This is a genomic window from Methylotenera versatilis 301 (assembly GCF_000093025.1).
In the GTDB taxonomy this organism is placed as follows: Bacteria; Pseudomonadota; Gammaproteobacteria; order Burkholderiales; family Methylophilaceae; genus Methylotenera; species Methylotenera versatilis.
Genome location: NC_014207.1, coordinates 1,283,732 through 1,303,352, shown reverse-complemented (window position 1 = coordinate 1,303,352; position 19,621 = coordinate 1,283,732). Strand labels below are relative to the sequence as shown.

Here is a 19,621-nt window from a genome sequence, read left to right as displayed (position 1 = left end):
AACCTTAATTAGTTTAGTGCCGTCACTTTACAATGCGGCAACAACCGCATCGCCCATGGCATTACAGCCCACCAAGTTACAACCCTCAGTTGCAATATCAGCGGTTCTGTAACCCTGCGCCAAAGCTTTTTTACATGCGTTTTCAATCTTAACTGCGTTAGCTTCATCGTTGAATGTGTAACGCAACATCATGGCCGCTGAAAGTATAGTCGCCAATGGATTCGCAATGTCTTTACCTGCAATATCAGGCGCAGAACCGTGGCTAGGTTCGTACATACCTTTATTGTTCGCATCCAATGAAGCGGATGGCAACATGCCGATTGAACCTGTGAGCATTGAAGCTTCATCAGAAAGAATATCGCCAAAAATATTACCCGTGACCATCACATCAAACTGCTTAGGGGCGCGAATTAACTGCATCGCCGCGTTATCCACATACATATGGCTTAACTCAACTTCAGGGTATTCAGCTGATAGTTCAATCATGACTTGACGCCATAATTCAGTTGTTTCTAGCACGTTGGCTTTATCTACTGAGCAAACCTTTTTGTTACGTTTCATTGCAATATCAAACGCCACACGGCCAATGCGCTTAATTTCAGATTCGTTATAACGCATGGTGTTGATACCTTCGCGTTCGCCATTTTCTAGCGTACTGATACCGCGTGGTTGACCAAAATAAATATCACCAGTCAATTCACGGATAATCATTAAATCCAAACCAGAAACGATTTCAGGTTTTAGTGTAGACGCACCAGCCAACTCAGGATAAAGCAAAGCTGGACGTAGGTTTGCAAACAAATTAAGCTCTTTACGAATGCGCAACAAACCACGCTCTGGGCGTAGATGGCGCTCTAATTTGTCATATTTCCAATCGCCAACAGCACCTAGCAAAACCGCATCAGAGTCTTTAGCCAATTGCAAAGTCGCATCTGGCAGCGGATCACCTGCAGCCTCATAACCAGCGCCGCCAATTGGCGCCTCTGTCATAGTGAGATTCAAATTTAGCGCTTTTAACACTTTAACTGCTTGAGCTACGATTTCCGGACCAATACCATCACCTGGCAATACTGCGATTTTCATGAAATTACTTTCTTAATTTATAACTTAATTTATAGCCTATAGATTTATAACCTACAGTTGAGCAAATATTTAATTAAACAGCCATGGTTGAGCCTGTTCATGCTTTGCTTCAAACGCCTTAATTTTATCCTGATGCTGCATAGTTAAACCAATGTCATCCAAGCCATTCAACAAGCAGTGTTTACGGAATGTATCAACTTCAAACCGGAATACTTCCCCACTAGGAGTGGTGACTGTTTGAGCGCTTAAATCCACATCAAGCTTATAGCCCTCTGTTGCAAACACTTGGTTAAACAAGTTATCTACAATTTCAGCTGACAACACAATAGGCAACATGCCGTTTTTGAAACAATTGTTAAAGAAAATATCCGCATAGCTTGAGGCGATAATCACTTTAAAACCAAAATCTTCCAGCGCCCATGGTGCGTGCTCTCTTGATGAGCCACAGCCAAAATTCTCGCGAGTTAGCAAAACGCTAGCCCCTTGATAACGTGTTTGATTTAGCACAAAATCAGGGTTGATTTTGCGTTTGGAGTTATCCATACCGGGTTCACCGTGGTCTAAATAACGCCATTCATCAAATGCATTGGGTCCAAAACCACTACGCTTAATCGACTTAAGAAATTGCTTAGGGATAATGGCATCGGTATCGACGTTGGCGCGATCTAGCGGCGCCACTAACCCGTTTAATTGAGTAAATGGTTTCATCAGTTATTTGGTGAATTCTTAATTTTTTCGCCGGCCGTTTCCAAGTCTTTACCGAAACCATGCCATGTGTTGCAACCTGTCAATACCAATGCACAAGCAAGTGCCACCAATACAAACAATTTATTCATTTATTACTCCTATTAATTGTTTATGAGAAATCAAACAAACTGCCTAACATCTACAAAATGACCGGCTACCGCTGCGGCAGCAGCCATTTCCGGACTGACTAAATGCGTGCGACCACCCTGACCTTGGCGCCCTTCAAAATTGCGATTCGAAGTCGAAGCACAACGCTCGCCAGCTTCTAATCGGTCAGCGTTCATTGCCAAACACATCGAGCATCCTGGCTCGCGCCACTCAAAACCTGCTGCAATAAAAATCTTGTCCAAGCCTTCTTGTTCCGCTTGGGCTTTTACCAAACCAGAACCTGGCACCACTAGCGCTAACTTAACATTTGGCGCGATGTGTTTACCTTTAGCCACGGCAGCGGCGGCACGCAAATCTTCAATACGCGAGTTAGTACAGGAGCCGATAAATACTTTATCAATATTAATTTCATTGATAGGCGTATTTGGCGTTAAACCCATGTAAGCGTAAGCACGCTCCCAATCGGCACGCTGCACTTCATTTTTGGCTAAATCCAAACTCGGTACACGTCCATCGATACTGACGACCATTTCTGGCGAAGTGCCCCACGTCACTTGTGGCTGAATGTCTTCAGCATTTAAAGCGACAACGGTATCGAACTCAGCACCAGAATCTGTATGCAAAGTTTTCCAATAAGCAACAGCGGCATCCCATTGGTCAGCTTTAGGTGAGAATGGGCGGCCTTTTACATACTCAATGGTTTTTTCATCCACTGCCACCAAGCCAGCGCGAGCACCTGCTTCAATCGCCATATTACACAAGGTCATACGACCTTCCATACTTAAGCCGCGAATCGCAGAACCCGCAAACTCAATCGCATAGCCGTTACCACCCGCAGTACCTGTTTTGCCGATAATGGCCAATGCCACATCTTTGGCTGTTACACCTTTACCTAACTCACCATTCACTAGCACTTGCATGGTTTTAGACTTCTTCTGCACCAAGCATTGCGTTGCCATCACGTGTTCAACTTCTGAAGTGCCTATACCATGCGCCAATGCGCCGAATGCGCCATGTGTGCTGGTATGTGAATCACCGCAAACCACGGTCATACCTGGCAAAGTCGCACCTTGCTCAGGCCCGACCACATGCACGATGCCTTGATTTTTATTCATAAATGGAAAGTAAGCTTTTGCTCCAAACTCACTAATATTACTAGTTAAAGTTTCAATCTGTAAGCGCGCCACAGGATCAGCAATTCCTGCCAAGCCTTTATCCCAGCCATTGGTCGGCGTGTTGTGATCAGCAGTTGCCACAATAGATGAAATACGCCAAGGTTTACGGCCAGCCAAACGCAAGCCTTCAAATGCTTGAGGACTTGTGACTTCATGAACCAAATGGCGGTCAATGTAAATCAGCGCAGTGCCGTTTTCTTCATGCACAACGTGGGAGTCAAACAACTTATCGTATAGCGTTTTTGCCATGTTTTAACCTAAAAACTAATCTCTAAAATTACCAAACTGCAATGGAAAATCCGTCACAGACTTTTTCACGAAGGCAATCGCATCTTGCAGCAAGTCACGCTTTGCACCGTTCACACGCACAGTGTCGCCTTGAATACTCGCCTGAACTTTTAAACCAGAGTCTTTGATTAACTTGCTGATACGTTTTGCTAAATCGCTATCAATACCATCTTTGATTTTAAGTTCTTGCTTGACTTTATTGCCGCCAACTTTTTGGACATCTTTATGCTCAAGGCGTTTCGTAGAATCAGGCTCTTTTTTCTCCATACCGGGCAGCAAAATGTCTTTAATCTGATCTAGCTGAAAGTCATTATCACCAAACAAGGTAATAATACTGTCTTTCTCGTTCAACTCAACCTTGGCTGAAGTGCCTTTAAAATCATAACGATTGGTAATTTGTTTACCCGCAGTATCAATCGCATTTTTCAACGCGACCATATCAACTTCAGATGAAATATCAAAACTTGGCATTTTTTCTCCTCAAACACTTTCAAGCGGAGGTGCTACTAGGCGAGAGCACGAAGACAGTACGATTAGTACGGCGAGTGCGAGCAACAATGTAGCACCAAGCATCAACCTTTACTCAAAGTGACAAACGTAGTCTAGTGTTTCAGTTACCTCAATATCAAAACTTGAATTACCAGGCACAGTAAATTTCTCACCCTCACCGTAAGTTTTCCATGTCTCTTCACCACTTAGACGAACTTTGCATGAACCAGAGTTAATCTCCATTAACTCTGGTGCTGCCGTATTGAATGTAAGTGAACTAGGGAAAATAACGCCAATTGTGCTGCGTGTTCCATTTGGTAGCATTACAGTGTGACTAACGCATTTACCATCAAAGTAAATGTTGGCTTTTTTCTTTACACTTACATTGTCAAATTGTGCCATTTGCTTAACTTCCATTAATAATCAAAATAGCATTATCGCAGAAAAGGCACGGCTAACCAATATGGTGCATAGAGATTAAAGCGTGCATGTAACGATTTGAATAGAATGGAATGGTTCAAGCAAGTGCTTTACGCAGAATTTCAGGGTAAATCTATTAGAAATGCTCCGCCTCAGCAAAAGATTTACCTAACTGATCTTTTGCAGATAATAACGCTGCACCATTAATGGGCCATTTAATATCGATTTCAGGATCATTCCATGCGATACAACGCTCGAATTCAGGGGCGTAGTAATCAGTCGTTTTGTACAGAAATTCTGCAGTTTTAGAAAGCACCACAAAGCCATGAGCGAAACCCTCTGGCACCCATAGCTGTTTTTTATTTTCGGCAGACAAAATCTCACCCACCCACTGACCAAAAGTCGACGAATTCTTACGAATATCCACAGCGACATCAAATACAATACCCTGCACGACTCGCACTAATTTACCCTGTGGTTGCTGAATTTGGTAATGCATGCCGCGCAACACATTTTCTGCAGACTTAGAGTGATTGTCCTGTACGAACTTAACTGGCTTACCTATTGCCGCTTCAAATTTCGCATGATTAAAGCTTTCAAAAAAGAAACCTCTATCATCACCGAAGACATTAGGTTCAATCACCAGTACATCTGCAATTGCTGTTGGCGTGACTATCAAGGCTGCACTCCATCTTTTAACATACGAAGTAGATATTGTCCGTAGCCATTCTTAGCTAGCGGCTGTGCGAGCTTCTCAACTTGTGCTGCGTTAATAAAGCCTTTGCGATAAGCAATTTCTTCTGGGCAAGCGACTTTAAGTCCTTGTCGCTGCTCTATAGTCTGAATAAAGTTACTCGCATCAATCATGCTTTCATGTGTACCCGTATCTAGCCACGCATAGCCACGACCCATAATTTCAACACTTAGCTGATTCCGTTCAAGGTAAATACGATTCAAATCTGTAATCTCTAACTCCCCTCTTGGTGAAGGTTTAAGATCGGCTGCAATATCTGCAACTTGATTGTCGTAGAAATACAAACCCGTTACCGCATAATTGCTTAGCGGTTTTAATGGCTTCTCTTCCAAACTTGTTGCACGTCCATCGCCGTCAAAAGCCACCACACCATAACGCTCAGGATCTTGGACGTGGTAAGCAAACACCGTTGCACCATGTTCACGCGCTGTTGCTTGCTCAAGTTGCATATGCAAGTCATGCCCGTAAAAAATATTATCGCCAAGCACTAAGGCGCTGGGATTATTGCCAACGAAGTCTTTGCCAATAATAAACGCTTGCGCTAAGCCGTCTGGACTTAGTTGTACTGCATATTCTAAATTCAGACCCCAATCGCTGCCATCGCCTAACAACTCCTGAAAACGCGGCGTATCTTGTGGTGTGGATATGATCAAAATATCACGTATGCCCGCCAACATTAAAGTGCTGAGCGGATAATAAATCATCGGTTTATCATGAATCGGCAGCAGTTGTTTTGAAACTACCTTGGTTACAGGGTACAGCCTAGTACCAGAACCTCCTGCGAGGATAATGCCTTTACGTGTTGCCATAATCTACCTCAACTTTTCTTTTATTTTATGCCGACTATTAATGATGTCTATTTATCTAGAATTTCAGCCAACAAACGAGTGACGCCACTTTGCCAACTTGGCAAAACCAAGTCAAAACTATTTTGCAATTTATTTGTATTTAAACGTGAATTTAACGGCCTCTTGGCAGGTGTAGGGAAAGATGACGTTGGCACAGCCTGAATTGCATCAGCCGCAACTTTAATCTCAACACCTGCTTGACGCGCATGCTCAATCACAAAGCTTGCGTATCCATGCCAAGAAGTTTCACCACTTGCTACAAGGTGATATAAACCGCTCACTTCTGGGCTTACTAAAGCTTTGCGAATGCCATGTGCCGTTACATCTGCAAGCAAATCAGCCCCAGTTGGCGCGCCTATTTGATCGTTAATCACTTTTAATGAATCCCGTTCTTGCGCGAGTTTCAACATGGTTTTGGCAAAGTTTCCACCGCGCGCGGCATATACCCAGCTTGTGCGAAAGATTAAATGCTTACAGCCTGATGCAACGATAGCATTTTCGCCTTCCAGCTTGGTGTGACCATAAATGCTCAATGGCGAAACCTCATCCGTTTCTAGCCTAGGCATTTCGCCACTTCCATCGAACACATAATCCGTAGAATAATGAACAAGCCACGCTCCAATTCGCTTGGCTTCATTCGCCAAAACAGCTGGCGCAAGCGCATTAATAGTTCGCGCCAGCTCAGGCTCACTTTCCGCTTTATCCACCGCAGTATGGGCGGCCGCATTCACAATAACATCTGGGGCAATGGTCCGAATAGCTTGAGCAAGCCCATCAAGATTTGTAAAGTCTCCGCAATACGCTAAGCTTTTCGCATCTAAAGCAATCACTTCGCCTAATGGCGCTAGGCTGCGCTGCAACTCCCAACCAACTTGGCCGTTTTTACCGAGCAAGAGAATTTTTATTTGATTCATATTTCACCTAAATGAAGATTATTATTCTAGTTAAATTTTTCAAATAGCAATCAGACAATAACACCAATATAACCCGTCAATTATCCTATATAAACGTCTAATCAACCCATTTACTTAGTCTTATTAATAAAGCATATAGAGATAGCCTCACCTATTTGAGCATTAGGAAAATTGCAAGTATGTGTATAATAAATATGAGTTTTTCCATTTTATTTCACATAAAAATGCTAGGCTTAAACATGATTCTTTAGGGAGTTGTAAAATTAAATTTTCAAGAAAAATATTAATTTCACTGGCTGCTCAAACTCAATGCCTATTGATTAGCGTTCTATTTTTAGAGTCAAGTTATGCCTACCCAGCAAAAAACTTAATTGAAACTGGCAAGAGAGTAGTTATCAATAAAGGATCACTCACAGAAGTGACTAGCCTTCAAGGCAGCACGCAAAGTCCCTATGCAATCACTTCACAAGCGATGACTAACTCGCTAGAAAAAATTGCGGATAATTCGCAAATCACTAAGTCTATATCACCCAGTGCACAAGGTGCTGGCACAAAAACCTATAGAATCAAACCAGCCAGCACACCATCCAAAGCAGACACCCAGAATCAAATAAACAAATTGAATATGAATACAATGAAATGGGAGAGCGAACTTAGGTCTATTGAGCTACCAAAATCAGGCTCGCACAACTCAATGTCAAACTCTAAATTCAGGTAATCTATTTAAGTATTAAAACTCAATAACCGCATCGTTTGAATCACGACAACCTTGTTGAAAACTAGGCGAATTTATTCCTAAACTTTCAATCAAATTCACCATTAGCCTCCCCTCTAAATAATCCATAAAAATAAAATATTAATTAAATTCAAAACGTTAGATAACAAATAAAAATAAATTAACAAACGTTAACCTAATCGGCATATTTTTTGCTTGTGTAGATATATATACTGCCCGCGTCATTCAACGTCAGTCATTATTTACAAGACAGTGAAAGGTCATAAGATGAAATCTATTTTTAATTTTATATTCTCTAAAAATACTAAATCAACTTTTCAAAACTCAAGCTTTCAGAATTCAAGTTTTCACATCGCTGGTCATATCAGCCAGTCAAGCAAAATCAGTCAGAATGAACCGCAATTAAGCATATTCGATAGTGCTCCGATTGACGACGACTACCAAGTAGCAGAAATTAGTTTTGATGAATTTAAAAGCTCTACAGTCAGAGTAGAGCGCAGGAAGTTCCCACGTAAGCCTGGTGAAACTAGAAGCACGTATAGCACAAAGCAATAATCTGCTACATATCAAATATTAGAATAAAAGATTAATTTTAAAAAAGCCACTTGCGAAAGTGGCTTTTTTATTTGTGTCTTTAAGGCTAAAAACACATGTTAATCAAAAACATAGTCATGTATCAACTTAAATTGATATCAACTCTGCATTACCTGATCTTCAAACTTTCTTAAATCTTTAACTTACTTGAAATATTCATGAGGTACATTAGTTATCACACACTATCTCCCATAGTTAAGTGTCTTTAATCCCGAGGCTATATTTCCCCAACTATAGCTTCGGTTTTTTTCCCCATTCACTACGTATAAACCTATCATTATCACTGTAAATAATATCCACAGTAGTGTTCACAAATCGCCAATAACATTAATTTACAATCTCAGTTAATTTAAAAAATCAACTTGTCGCCAATTAAAAATTAACAAGTAAACTCTATATATTCATACACTTAATTAAAACTAAACTCGCCAATAATTAATTGGCATATCTTTTGCTGATAGTTGTTTAAAGCTAAATTAAATTTAAACAAGGACAGCAAAATGAAAGACCTCTTCGATTCATATTTTTATAAAATATCTAACTTACTCGGAAGAAATCAACCAATTCCTGTCGATAAACATGATGTAGAACCAGAAACTGACGAAGATTTGGTTCATATGAGCTACAGCGATTACATAAAATTCATCAATGAGGAAGAAAGAAAGAAAGCCAGTCCACTTCAGCCAGATCTCTACTCAAGTTAAAGACTCAACCTCATTTAGCTTCTGAGCAACTCAGTCATGAACTCCACTACTTTATAGTGCTGTCCTCACTCAATATTATTCAGAAAAATCATCTTTAATCACGGATCAAAAACCGCTCAATTAGTATTACCAACTCATCCACTAAACTCGTGTGATTAAGCAATTCTGGCCTTTGATTTGTCACCTGATGAACGATTGCTTGCATGCTGATGCCAACCATATAAATTGCTAGCTTAGGGTCAGGTACATTTTTCATAAATGGTTGCAATGCACTTAACATGCGCTTAAGTAGCTCGCCTTGTCCATCTTGAATGCAACGTTGTGATAACGGCAACTCTTCCGAGATGGCTTTATGCACTTCAGGGGCACCTCTATGTTCCTTTACAACCATTTCAACAATGACGGTGATAGCAGCTCTTAATGTTGGTTGTTTGCTTACGCTTTGCAAAGCATCCTGCAAGTCTTCGTGGATGGATGTAGCATGCCTACGCTGCAGCTCTGCAATCACAGCTTGCTTGTTAGGAAAAAACTGATAGAGCGAGGCAATATTTACTCCTGCACGTTCCGCAATCGCATTGGTATTCAGTCCGCCCCAGCCATCCTCGTTCAAAATGTAAGTAGCAGCTTGCATTATTGCATCCACAGTAGCGCGTGATCGGTCCTGAACTGGGCTTTTTCTTGGCTTTGCGGTGAGTTTTAGTTTAGCCATAATGTGCTTTTAAAATGTGAGTATTAAAAATTAAAGCAATAGCTTACTATTTTTGCTCATTCAAACACAAGAGACTTAGCTATGACGACGCAAATGACCCAAAATAATTGGGCAACTTTCCAATCCATTAATCGCCATCGCAGAGCGATTAGAAAATTTAATGCCACACCAATCCATGAAGAAGACATTCGTGAGCTACTGGCTGAAGCAATGCTCGCACCTTCCAGCGGAAATTTACAACCGTATCAATTACATTGGATCCGCAATGCCAATCTGAAGGCTGAGATTGCAAAAGCCTGCCATGGTCAGCAAGCCGCATCTACAGCCGCAGAAATCATAGTTATCTCAGCCAGCTCAGCTATAGCCAAACACACTGCGGCAGAACAACTTGCTTATGTCGAAGCATCGACTTCACTTGAGTCAAAATCGAAAGCCTACTACCTTAAGCAAACGGGCATGTTTAGCAAAGTTCTGGGTATAGGTTCTTCTGCATTATGGATGCCGTTTATCTATATTGCATCGCTTATTCGACCAAGCTTATCTTTGCTCCCAATAGGAAGTATTGGGAGCCGGAATTGGGCTGCACGTAATGCAACATTTGCAGCGCAAACCATCATGCTGGCAGCCGCATCAAAAGGAGTAGACTCATGTCCAATGGAGGGCTTTTCTGCACAAGAAGTGGTTAAGCTGTTAAAACTCCCAAGAGGAACAGTTATTCCAATCGTCATCGCACTTGGCTATCGCGCCCCTGATGCTAGAGTTGAAACGCAATGGCGTCGTAAATTATCAGATGCTTTAATCACCCACTAAATTTGCATTAGCCTATCACGACCTAAAACTAATGGCTTTTTATAGAGTAATAGGCGTAAAAAAAGCCTAGAAGGTTGAATTTACTAGGCTTTTGATACCGATTGATGCTTTATGAAACACTAAAATGGGCTGGCGTCAATCCAACAAATCTACGTAACCCATTATATACGCCATTTTAAATATTTAAAAAATAGCGTGTACCCTCAAACGTACCCAATAAAATGAATACAGCGTTTTTACAGAGTCCTATGATTGCATTTTTACCTAGTCGAGAATTTACCTTTTATGAGTCGGTAAATTATTCAAATTTATTTTCTTAATTACCTGTTTCTGAGGTTATTTAGTCTAAGATTTTTGTGGGTATGTATAAAGCCGATTGATTGCCACTAGTTACCATAAACGAAACACTTTGACTTTTATCTTATCTGCCCCATGCCATCAACAACCTGTTTCTGGGGTTATTATCACTGATTCTGAATGAAAATAACTTATTTAAGAATCTCCATTTGAGATAATAACCATTGGATTTAATTTCAATAAGTAGGCATCTTTGGCAACATCTAATCTATCTAATGTCTCAGGTGAATGATTGGACTTGAAAGCAGCATATGCCTCAAGATAATCTTTTTTTAATAAAGCCAACTGCTCTTCAGTAGAAAACAAATGCGAGTCCATAACTTACTCTCTGCTAAATTAAATGTAACAATTTAATGTTTAAGAATAAGTTTGATTAATTACCAATGTGTACTTTTACCAGCACAAATCACCCTTACCAATAGGTTAGATCACTATGCAGGTATTATATTTCACTATTTTATTGATAACATAAACTTAACAATATTTAACATATTTTCAATATTCAATTTGATTTAATAATAAGTTTTATCAACTCCAACCCCGCACCTAATCTTCTCGTTAAAGCTTGTAGTAATCTTATAGTTCCCTACCCTCTAAATTTCTCAATTTTAGAGAATAGCCACTAGCAAAATAAAATGAATAATCAACCCATTTCATCATAGCTAACTAACTGAATTTATTAAACAATCCGATATTAACTCATATGATTGTATTAGCTTGCAAGTCATTGATGTTAATGATTATTTGATAGTTAACCTTTAAGTAAATTCTAAAGGCTTGACACCCTTCTATGGTATGAATATAAACCAAATCAGTCAAATAGTTTCAATAAATATAAATAATCATACATATTTATTAGGGGTATAGTTAAAAGTAGTAACGAAATTATAAATGGAGTAAGTAACATGAATAATTCTACTAACAAACCTCATTTTACTGTTCAACTTGCTGCTCCTGATAAACATTTCAATTGGGTTATTGCTTTAGATGGTGAAGTAATACATCACGTAGAACACTTTATGAATTTTGCTAGAGATGTTTGCTATCCCGAACAACCCCAATATACGCACGAAAATAATATTGGCTATGAGGTGAAATTTAACGAAATCAACGATACATCTTCAGATAAATGTTTGCAGCATAAAATTATTGCTTACCTATATGAAAATGATATAAAGTTCAGAAATGAATATAGTGAACTTTATGTAAAAGCAATTGAAACATGTAAAGTAATTAGCATAATTCAGAGTCAAAAATGTACTAATTGCATCTTATTAAACAAAGCAATTGAATAACTAGTAAATACATCAAGTAACATATATATAACTCATTGTATTTTAATATTAATTATTGCAGTCAAGTCAACACTTAATCCATTGTATTTATTTGTTAATTTATAGCTGACCTATACCGATGTGATCATCAAACAAGCCGCTGTATTTTAAAGTTAATTTTTAATATACTTAACAATGGATTAGATAGCTGGATAAGTATTATATTTCTCTAATTTCTTGATGATCAAACCTTAACAATACTCAACATTTTTCAACATATAGTTTGATTTAATCTCAAATTTTATCAAGTTCAACTCACCATAATCAACCCGTTCAAACTTGGGGTAGGGTATTAATAAATAGCGATTAATCATGTGTTTCTAAATATTTAAAATAGGCATCTTGAGCAGCTATCAGCTTGTTTAAGCTATCCTCATCATCTATATCCTCAAAAATCTTTGATGCTTCAATTAAGGCATTTTTAAGATATTCCAATTCAATCATACTCACTTTTTCGGTCATTTTCATGCCCTTTCAAATAGCTTGAAAAAAGCTTTAAAACAATCACTTGCGTTTTACCGTCATACTGAGTTCAGGTTCGTATTATTTATTACACTATTATATTGCTCTTAATTTAGAAAAAAATACGCTATTTACCCCATTCACTAAGCCGTGACACCCTTGTCAAATATAGCTTTAGCCGTTCACTTTGATCATTAAAAACTTGCACCGTATTGAACTGTATTTAACGGTAGAGAAAAAGAAACGCTATACACAGGATAGCGTTTGTTAATTTAAGCATCTAAATGCTATATAGCGTTTTATCTTTAAAATCTTTATGTGGGTTTAAAGATAACGCAAAAATGTGTCGTAAATGGTTTTCATACGAGTGGGCTTCAAAATGATTTCTGCAACATTTAAGGACTTTAATTCAGTTAATTTTTCTAAAGTAATCTCTTTTAACATCACAATAATAGGCACATCTTTTTGCGGTAATAAATGGTTATCTCTAATCAATTTTATTAATGATATTTCCTCATTACCCTCATCTATACCCAGTAATATCAAATCAAATGAAACGCCCTCACACTTAATTTTTGCAGTTTTTATGTCTGAAGCTTCTACAACCTCACAGCTTCCTATCTCTTTAGCCAACAGTGCAAAACTACTTCTAGTCATATAGTGACTGTCACAAATAAGTACTGAAGGCACCAAACCAAAGTTTTTATTATTTTCTATCGACATTATTTATAAATCTTATAAATGCTTGTAAGTTTTGTCTGAATTATCAACCAACTCAGAAGCAACCATATTCCGAAGTGTTGAGAAAATTAACAAATCGGTTTTATCAAAAACTCTTGGCTTACTATCAATTAAGCATAACGTACCAATAGTTTGACCCGTTGGTAGTATTAATTGCGCCCCAGCATAAAAACGAATATGCGGATCACCTATGACTAATGGGTTATCAAAAAAACGCTCATCTTTAGTTGCATCTTCTACAATCAAAATCTCTTCTTGTAAAATAGCATGTCCACAAAAAGAGATGTCTCGTGAAGTACTGCATACATCAAGCCCAAACGCTGACTTAAACCACTGTCTTTCCTCATCCACAAGTGTAATAAGCACGATAGGCACATCAAACTCAAAACTAGCAAATTGGGTTATGCGATCAAAGCGCTCCTCAGGAGGAGTATCAAGAATAAGCAAGTTTCTAAGAGCGTCTAATCGCTCATTTTCATTTCTTGGTTTGGGAGGTGAGATCATAGTGAATGATTTTTCAGAAATAATTAATATCAATTTTTTAATTTTAGCGTATCAATTTATTAACGGTTAATATTCAATATAATTTAATTCAAGCTACTAGTTAATTAAGCTTAAAGTTATATGATCCACCACTATAACCATTTTATCTAGACTAAAACTCTCAGCAGAATATCCATCGCATAGACTATGGTTTACTTATTTAAATTGTGAAATAAGCCTTCATTAGCAATAAAAATTTAAGCAATATTAAGTCATCGTTTTATATAGTGCATAAATTAATAATGTAAGTTGCCCCAAATTAATCCCCACACTTAACCCATGGTAAATACCAAATTTCTTGCGTTGATTTTTGTCTTTAGCTGAATTAACTTGAGGTGTTAATACAAATAAAGAAAGTGCAAATAATGCCGCACAAGTGAAGGCCGTATGTTTAATAGCTGGCAGATCACCAAGTAATGCAGCTACCAAACATGTAATGCCCAAAACTGCATAGTATTTAGGAAAAAAAGAACGCACATAAACGCTTGCCCACTCTTGTGGTAATAATTTGAAAATACTTGGTGCTACAGCAATACTAAAGAAAATCATCACACCAATTACACCTGCAATCAGAAAACTAGATAACATATAAAACTTTCAATATAGGTTCAAATATCACATTCTTTATGTCATATGAATGATTATTTAGTTCATCAACATTGCAGGGAGTTTTGGTTTTTAAATGCTTAGAAGTAACCGCCTTGCATCGCGCAACATTAGATTAATTATTTTTATTTGCAACCGCTCCCCACCTTTGTAAGCATTGCGCGACACCTTTGCCTTACCTTCTGCCGTTCGTGCCCCTGTGCTATGTTTCCACGGTTGCCATTGCCTGATTAGTTGTGCTTGGCGTTGTCGTCTTTCCGTTGTCCAGCCATTCATTTGCTTGTGCCTCCAATAGTTTGTTTGGTTGATTTTGATTTTCTTTCACGTGCGCGTGTGCGCGCGTATTGGTATCTAAACTGCCGTTGTTCACTTGTTGATGTCCATTAGCGATATTGGCTTGCTTTACAAAGGTTGCTTGCTTGGGATATTTAAGCTCAACCAAAGCTTGTATGGTCGCTCTGCTTTGGCTTTGTGCTTTCAATGCCATATTCATAAACGCGGTGTATTGTGGCAAACTTGTTTTACTCGCTGCCATGCGCCCTAGTGTTACAAACATAGTTTGCAGGGCTTGAGCTTGGCTAATGAGCATGGCTTCAATCGGTTTCATATCACCGTCTTGAATAGTGGTTATTTTGTCACTTAACGCACCCACAACCTCTGCCATTTCAGCTTTGGGTAATATGGTGCTAGTAAAGCTATCTGCTAATATTGCCCCCATATAAGAAGCTGATAAACTTATTTTTGCGTAACTTTCGCTTTCAGATATTTTGTCATTCTTTGTTAGTGGTGTTTTCTTTTTAGTCGTCATTATTTACCTCCTTAAGATAATGGTTGTTTTCTAATGCCGCTTTTAGCTTTCACTCCAACAATACGCTTAACAGAATTAACAGTATGTAATGGTATAAATACATTGTTCTCGGTAGTCGTACCAGTGAAGTGGTCTAAAAGTGCTGTTTTCGGTACGGTAGTCGTACCAGTGGATTGCTTGGCTAGTACGGTGGTCGGCACTGGACTGGTACGGTCATCGGTAAGCGCATTTTGTTTTATAACGGGTGGTTTACGTCTTGGCGTTGGTGTGAGGTTACAAAGTAGATAAGCACCACGTGAATAGCCTTTAGCGGTAATGTCTAAGCCTACAAAGTTGGTAATGTCATACCAAGTCAGTGCAAATAGATCTGCACCCATATTTAAGCCACCCCATTTAGTTTGCACAATTAAGCCGCGCTCGATTAGCTCATTACGGGCTTTGCTGTTATTTTCGTGGCAAGTCCAGCCTTGGTTATACAGCCACTTTTTAGCAAGGTGCAAACGCCCATTGTTATTGCCAGTATGTTGGCGCATCAGTGCAAACAATAAAGCTTTAGCCTTATCACTTGCACCCTTAAAGCTAACGCTATCCAATACAGTCCAGGGGATTGCGCCATAACCACCTGATATGCTTTCTAGCCTTGCTTGTTTGTTTTTACGCGCCATTGTTTAACTACCTTGCCACTGGCTGAAAAACATAATCACGCCTGCCAGTTCGCTTTCTGTCATATAAGCTAGATCATGAGCAATTGCATGGCTGTTAAACTTCACACAAAGCCCGTAAGCTCTATCAAACAACATGGCATAGGTCATGATTGCACCATGCTTTCGTTATTAGGTTCTATAGGCTCTTTTTGCGTTAGTACATAACGCGCCACCCCCTTGTGATTAATGCCGTGGTCGCTTGTCCAAGTGTCGTTAATCCTGACTATTTGATACCCATCTTTTTTAAGTTGCAATATCCTAGCAGCGGGTGACATCACATCTAAATGTTGACGGGCTTGCGTGGTGGTAATGTTGCCTTTTTCAAAGAGCCAATCTAATATTTTTAAACATTGATTAGTCGCGCTATTGTCTTTAAAATTGCGTTTAGTTGTTTTGGTTTTTGGGGTGGTCGCTGGCGTGGCTGCCCCTTTGTTTTTGGTGTTCTCATTGTTGTCCATGATTAAACACCTGCCTTTGCTGCGAGTGCAGCGCGAACTTGTCCAACATTCCACGCGGTTGTGCGTTCAGTTAGCTTGCTTGGTTTAGGTATGGTTAAGTTTTTAACACCTCGCCATATTGACGCGCTCGATACACCGTATAAACCTTTCATTACGGGTAAACGTATATATGCGCTATCGGGGAGTTGGTCGAAGTTTGCGAGGGCTTCGGGGATTGATTGAATAAGCTCTGATTTTAATTTCATTTTGTATCACTCCTAAATAAAGTGATACATATATTAAACATGGATAAATCAATCCATGGGATAGTAAATAGATTCATGACGTATTTTCCTGTTGTTGTAAGTAACAGGTCACATCTTAATAATTCAGATTTTCTATAACGCCCGTGGGCAAGGTCAAATAGCCCGTGGGCGAATGGTTTGTTATTTGGTGCGGTTTTCTAGGGCTTGTGGAATTTGTTTTAAATGCCGTTCAATCGTTGTCGCACTCACAGTAGAACCTAATTGTTGTGTCAAGCTTTCAATTACAACACCAGCTTTTGAAATTTTATTTATATCTATACCTGCTTCTTTAGCTAATGCTGAAATGATAATTAATAACGTTTCTCTCTCCCTGATAGCAATAAGTGGTTTAGATGACTCAACAGATTTTTCCTCACCCAAATATTTTTGGGAATTAAAATATAAATTCTCCTGAATAAGTTTAGTTATCGTATCAGGCTCATCAATAACTTTTTGTCTAAGCTTTTCTATTTCAGCTTGGTCGATCACTGTATCAATGTATCTTTTTTTTAATCTTATTAACTCTACAGCTTCATAAGCAATATCGGTTTCTCTCTCAAACCGCGCACCTAATTGACTCTCATCTTCATGCCAAATAATGTACTGATCTAGCCCATATATTTCCAAAAACTTATCAAATTCATCAAATTTAATTAAAGTATTTGTAGTGTCAATTTGTTCTGTATGAAAGTTACGTGAAATAAAAAGCGCCTTAATCTCACCCTTCTCTATTGAGTTCGTTATCTTAATTTCTATATCTTTAATTTTCGTTTGTAATGCATCAATCAAGGGCTTGTAATGGTCTTTTTCTTCATACTCTAACTCTAGTAATTTTTCTGCATTAGGAATTTCGATAACTCTTTGTGATAGCAGGTCTATAGCTAAGAGCATTGAAAACTCATTTATTGGTAATGATAAAAGTCCGTAATTTTCAATTACCTCTAACGAGTCATAATATTTTTTTCCCATAACGCCCCTTTACGCCCCTAAATTAAGAAGCCACACCATTCGCTTAGGGTTGCGAGGTTCGCCCCGTCGGGCTAGGTGTGGCTAAACTGTTACGCCTGTTTTAACGGTATTACCTTTGCACCTGCTTTGAGTTCATCTAAATAATCTGCCCATGCTTGCATCATCGCCGTTCGTTGCTCAATAAACTTAGTGCGGTTATAGGCTGCCCCTAGTGCATCGGGTACTTTGTGCGCTAACTGGTGTTCAATGATGTAAGGGTCAATGTTTAATCTTTCATGCAATATAGTACGCGCCATCGCTCTAAAACCGTGGGCGGTAATGTCTTTTTGAGTATCATAACCCATGCGTTTTAATGCTGCATTTATGGCAGCTGGACTCATTGGCTTTTTAGGGTCATGCCCATTCTGAAAAACATATTCGCCATGCCCTGATACTGCTTTTAAATCAGTAAACAATTTAGCGGCTTGTTTTGATAATGGTACTAAGTGCATGGTTTTTGTTTTAGTTACTAGATAACGCCACTCGTTAGCCTCTAAGTCTATATCTGCCCATTTAGCCATGCGTAACTCGCTAGGGCGTGTAAACACTAAAGGGGATAACCTAAGCGCGCATTGCACTGTGAAACTGCCTGTAAAGCCATCTATTGCACGTAATAGTTCGGCAATCTCTTTAGGTTCGGTAAACGCTGCCATATGTTTAACTACTGGGGCAGGTAACGCACCTCTTAAATCTATCGTAGGGTCACGCAATGCCCTGCCCGTTTGAACTGCATGGCGAAATATTTGGCTAGCGGCTTGCATTGTTCGATGGGCGGTTTCAAGTTTATTCAGGTTCTCGATACGCTTAATCACTTCTAAAATCTGTGGTGCGGTAATTTCAGATATTGGCTTATTACCTAGCCACGGGAATATATAGCTTTCTAAACGTCTAACAGTACGCTCTTTGTGTGAAGCTGATTTATTGGTGAAATAACTAATCGCCCATTCACGCGCTAGCACTTCAAAACTATTAGCAAGCGCACCCGTTTTAGAAGCCTTAGCAGCCTTTTTGTTTTCACTAGGGTTAATGCCTTCGGCTAATAACTCTAGCGAGCTAGTGGCTTTCTTTTCTGCATTGGCTAGTGAAACTTCAGGATAACGTCCGATTGCTAGCGTGTTTTCTTTACCGTCAAACCTAAATCTAAACTGCCAGTGTTTTGAGCCATCAGTTTTAACGAGTAAATGTAAGCCGCGCCCAGCCGCTAATTTATAGGGCTTTTCTTTTGGCTTTGCAGTTTTAACTTTTATATCAGTTAAGCGTACGGCTAGCTTCGGCATGGCAGCAACCTTTAATCAGTTTTGAGGGTACGTTTTTATAAAAACATCACGTACCCGCAAACTGTACCCTCAAAAATTTGATATGTAAAGATACGCTATGCACTGGCAATAGGCGTAAAAAAAGCCTAGAAGGTTGAATTTACTAGGCTTTTGATACCGATTGATGCTTTATGAAACACTAAAATGGTGGAGCTGGCGGGAATCGAACCCGCGTCCGCAAATCCTCCACAGACAGTTCTACATACTTAGCCTTGTTGTTTAATTTAACGTGCAACACACCAACAGACAAGCAGTTTGCACGCGAGTTACCTTAAGGTTAATGCGGTGCTAAGTAACCCAACACAACACGTATCCCGTGTATATGACACTACGTATGGGTTACCCCAATCCAACCCACGGGAGAGCTGGTGTAGCGTCCAACAGAACTAAGCTGCTAGAGAGTAAGTTTCGTCGTTTGCGACTATACTTGTTTCAGCTGTATTTACGAGGTAATCTGAGCCTCGGTATGCCCTGCACTGCTTTGTAACCCACGTCGAAACCTGGTCAGCCCCAAATCAGTCTTACTATGACTAACAAAACCTAATGTAAGTTCTACTTGATTAAGTTTCGCTACAGAACGAATTATACGCGCTTATGTTGCATTACGCACATTGGGTTTTA

General features: G+C 39.2%; 27 protein-coding genes and 1 other RNA gene. 5 read left to right on the top strand and 23 right to left on the bottom strand.

Annotation, left to right across the window (positions count from 1 at the left end):
* Positions 1 to 27: 27 nt before the first annotated feature.
* The 9 genes from leuB to rfbD form a co-directional block, all read right to left on the bottom strand.
* The gene (gene leuB / locus M301_RS05980) at positions 28 to 1,083 is read right to left on the bottom strand and encodes a 3-isopropylmalate dehydrogenase (RefSeq protein ID WP_013147872.1); all 1,056 of its coding nucleotides are present in this window, start codon (positions 1,081 to 1,083) and stop codon (positions 28 to 30) included.
* 69 nt (positions 1,084 to 1,152) lie between these two features.
* Complete coding sequence (leuD, locus tag M301_RS05975; protein WP_013147871.1) at positions 1,153 to 1,791, bottom strand: 3-isopropylmalate dehydratase small subunit; 639 nt, start codon at positions 1,789 to 1,791, stop codon at positions 1,153 to 1,155.
* On the bottom strand, positions 1,791 to 1,919 hold the full coding sequence (locus M301_RS05970) for an entericidin A/B family lipoprotein (protein WP_013147870.1): 129 nt from the start codon (positions 1,917 to 1,919) through the stop codon (positions 1,791 to 1,793). Before M301_RS05970 ends, leuD begins: the two co-directional genes overlap by 1 nt.
* Positions 1,920 to 1,949: 30 nt before the next feature.
* Positions 1,950 to 3,362 (bottom strand): 3-isopropylmalate dehydratase large subunit, encoded by a 1,413-nt coding sequence (leuC, locus tag M301_RS05965; RefSeq protein ID WP_013147869.1) that lies wholly within the window; start codon positions 3,360 to 3,362, stop codon positions 1,950 to 1,952.
* A gap of 15 nt (positions 3,363 to 3,377) precedes the next feature.
* Complete coding sequence (locus M301_RS05960; RefSeq protein WP_013147868.1) at positions 3,378 to 3,872, bottom strand: YajQ family cyclic di-GMP-binding protein; 495 nt, start codon at positions 3,870 to 3,872, stop codon at positions 3,378 to 3,380.
* 108 nt (positions 3,873 to 3,980) lie between these two features.
* Positions 3,981 to 4,292: a pyrimidine/purine nucleoside phosphorylase gene (ppnP, locus tag M301_RS05955; RefSeq protein ID WP_013147867.1), complete on the bottom strand. Its 312-nt coding sequence runs from the start codon at positions 4,290 to 4,292 to the stop codon at positions 3,981 to 3,983.
* A gap of 154 nt (positions 4,293 to 4,446) precedes the next feature.
* Positions 4,447 to 4,989 carry a dTDP-4-dehydrorhamnose 3,5-epimerase gene (rfbC, locus tag M301_RS05950; RefSeq protein WP_013147866.1) on the bottom strand — a complete coding sequence of 181 codons (543 nt, stop codon included), beginning with the start codon at positions 4,987 to 4,989 and terminating at the stop codon, positions 4,447 to 4,449.
* The gene (gene rfbA, locus M301_RS05945; protein ID WP_013147865.1) at positions 4,986 to 5,873 is read right to left on the bottom strand and encodes a glucose-1-phosphate thymidylyltransferase RfbA; all 888 of its coding nucleotides are present in this window, start codon (positions 5,871 to 5,873) and stop codon (positions 4,986 to 4,988) included. The genes rfbC and rfbA overlap by 4 nt, the downstream gene beginning before the upstream one ends.
* Positions 5,874 to 5,920: 47 nt before the next feature.
* Complete coding sequence (rfbD, locus tag M301_RS05940) at positions 5,921 to 6,817, bottom strand: dTDP-4-dehydrorhamnose reductase (protein ID WP_041359886.1); 897 nt, start codon at positions 6,815 to 6,817, stop codon at positions 5,921 to 5,923.
* Positions 6,818 to 7,244: 427 nt separating this feature from the next.
* Here rfbD and M301_RS14510 point away from each other — a divergent pair, with 427 nt between their 5' ends.
* From M301_RS14510 to M301_RS05925, 3 genes are all read left to right on the top strand, one after another.
* Complete coding sequence (locus M301_RS14510) at positions 7,245 to 7,544, top strand: hypothetical protein (protein WP_148218581.1); 300 nt, start codon at positions 7,245 to 7,247, stop codon at positions 7,542 to 7,544.
* Positions 7,545 to 7,829: 285 nt separating this feature from the next.
* Complete coding sequence (locus M301_RS05930) at positions 7,830 to 8,117, top strand: hypothetical protein (protein WP_013147862.1); 288 nt, start codon at positions 7,830 to 7,832, stop codon at positions 8,115 to 8,117.
* A 539-nt stretch (positions 8,118 to 8,656) separates the two neighbouring features.
* Complete coding sequence (locus M301_RS05925) at positions 8,657 to 8,860, top strand: hypothetical protein (protein ID WP_013147861.1); 204 nt, start codon at positions 8,657 to 8,659, stop codon at positions 8,858 to 8,860.
* A gap of 94 nt (positions 8,861 to 8,954) precedes the next feature.
* On the opposite strand, the gene M301_RS05920 is transcribed toward M301_RS05925, so the two are convergent.
* Positions 8,955 to 9,569 carry a TetR/AcrR family transcriptional regulator gene (locus tag M301_RS05920; protein ID WP_013147860.1) on the bottom strand — a complete coding sequence of 205 codons (615 nt, stop codon included), beginning with the start codon at positions 9,567 to 9,569 and terminating at the stop codon, positions 8,955 to 8,957.
* Between the two features lie 93 nt (positions 9,570 to 9,662).
* Between M301_RS05920 and M301_RS05915 the strand changes: the two genes are divergently transcribed.
* Positions 9,663 to 10,379: a nitroreductase family protein gene (locus M301_RS05915; protein ID WP_238524672.1), complete on the top strand. Its 717-nt coding sequence runs from the start codon at positions 9,663 to 9,665 to the stop codon at positions 10,377 to 10,379.
* Between the two features lie 492 nt (positions 10,380 to 10,871).
* Here the strand turns inward: M301_RS05915 and M301_RS05910 are convergent, their stop codons facing one another.
* Complete coding sequence (locus M301_RS05910) at positions 10,872 to 11,054, bottom strand: hypothetical protein (RefSeq protein ID WP_013147858.1); 183 nt, start codon at positions 11,052 to 11,054, stop codon at positions 10,872 to 10,874.
* Between the two features lie 587 nt (positions 11,055 to 11,641).
* Here M301_RS05910 and M301_RS05905 point away from each other — a divergent pair.
* Positions 11,642 to 12,031, top strand: coding sequence for a hypothetical protein (locus M301_RS05905; RefSeq protein WP_013147857.1), 390 nt, complete (start codon positions 11,642 to 11,644; stop codon positions 12,029 to 12,031).
* Between the two features lie 345 nt (positions 12,032 to 12,376).
* Here M301_RS05905 and M301_RS14580 read toward each other — a convergent pair whose 3' ends face one another.
* From M301_RS14580 to ssrA, 12 genes are all read right to left on the bottom strand, one after another.
* Positions 12,377 to 12,532: a hypothetical protein gene (locus tag M301_RS14580; RefSeq protein WP_013147856.1), complete on the bottom strand. Its 156-nt coding sequence runs from the start codon at positions 12,530 to 12,532 to the stop codon at positions 12,377 to 12,379.
* Positions 12,533 to 12,856: 324 nt separating this feature from the next.
* Positions 12,857 to 13,255 carry a DNA-binding transcriptional response regulator gene (locus M301_RS05900; protein WP_013147855.1) on the bottom strand — a complete coding sequence of 133 codons (399 nt, stop codon included), beginning with the start codon at positions 13,253 to 13,255 and terminating at the stop codon, positions 12,857 to 12,859.
* A gap of 12 nt (positions 13,256 to 13,267) precedes the next feature.
* A complete protein-coding gene (locus M301_RS05895) occupies positions 13,268 to 13,810 on the bottom strand; it encodes a GAF domain-containing protein (RefSeq protein ID WP_238524671.1) in 543 nt (180 codons plus the stop codon).
* 213 nt (positions 13,811 to 14,023) lie between these two features.
* Positions 14,024 to 14,404, bottom strand: coding sequence for a DUF4149 domain-containing protein (locus M301_RS05890; RefSeq protein ID WP_013147853.1), 381 nt, complete (start codon positions 14,402 to 14,404; stop codon positions 14,024 to 14,026).
* A 220-nt stretch (positions 14,405 to 14,624) separates the two neighbouring features.
* Positions 14,625 to 15,230 (bottom strand): hypothetical protein, encoded by a 606-nt coding sequence (locus M301_RS05885; RefSeq protein WP_013147852.1) that lies wholly within the window; start codon positions 15,228 to 15,230, stop codon positions 14,625 to 14,627.
* A gap of 11 nt (positions 15,231 to 15,241) precedes the next feature.
* The gene (locus M301_RS14200; protein ID WP_013147851.1) at positions 15,242 to 15,895 is read right to left on the bottom strand and encodes a hypothetical protein; all 654 of its coding nucleotides are present in this window, start codon (positions 15,893 to 15,895) and stop codon (positions 15,242 to 15,244) included.
* Between the two features lie 3 nt (positions 15,896 to 15,898).
* Positions 15,899 to 16,042 carry a hypothetical protein gene (locus tag M301_RS14575; RefSeq protein WP_013147850.1) on the bottom strand — a complete coding sequence of 48 codons (144 nt, stop codon included), beginning with the start codon at positions 16,040 to 16,042 and terminating at the stop codon, positions 15,899 to 15,901.
* Positions 16,039 to 16,392, bottom strand: a complete 354-nt coding sequence (locus M301_RS14195) for a helix-turn-helix domain-containing protein (RefSeq protein ID WP_013147849.1) — start codon at positions 16,390 to 16,392, stop codon at positions 16,039 to 16,041. Before M301_RS14195 ends, M301_RS14575 begins: the two co-directional genes overlap by 4 nt.
* Before the next feature lie 2 nt (positions 16,393 to 16,394).
* Positions 16,395 to 16,637: a helix-turn-helix transcriptional regulator gene (locus M301_RS05870; protein ID WP_013147848.1), complete on the bottom strand. Its 243-nt coding sequence runs from the start codon at positions 16,635 to 16,637 to the stop codon at positions 16,395 to 16,397.
* A 180-nt stretch (positions 16,638 to 16,817) separates the two neighbouring features.
* Entirely contained in the window at positions 16,818 to 17,645 is an 828-nt protein-coding gene (locus M301_RS05865; RefSeq protein WP_013147847.1) for a hypothetical protein, read from the bottom strand.
* Positions 17,646 to 17,734: 89 nt separating this feature from the next.
* Entirely contained in the window at positions 17,735 to 18,961 is a 1,227-nt protein-coding gene (locus tag M301_RS05860) for a tyrosine-type recombinase/integrase (RefSeq protein WP_013147846.1), read from the bottom strand.
* 184 nt (positions 18,962 to 19,145) lie between these two features.
* Positions 19,146 to 19,512: a transfer-messenger RNA gene (gene ssrA / locus M301_RS14400) on the bottom strand.
* Positions 19,513 to 19,621: the final 109 nt, after the last annotated feature.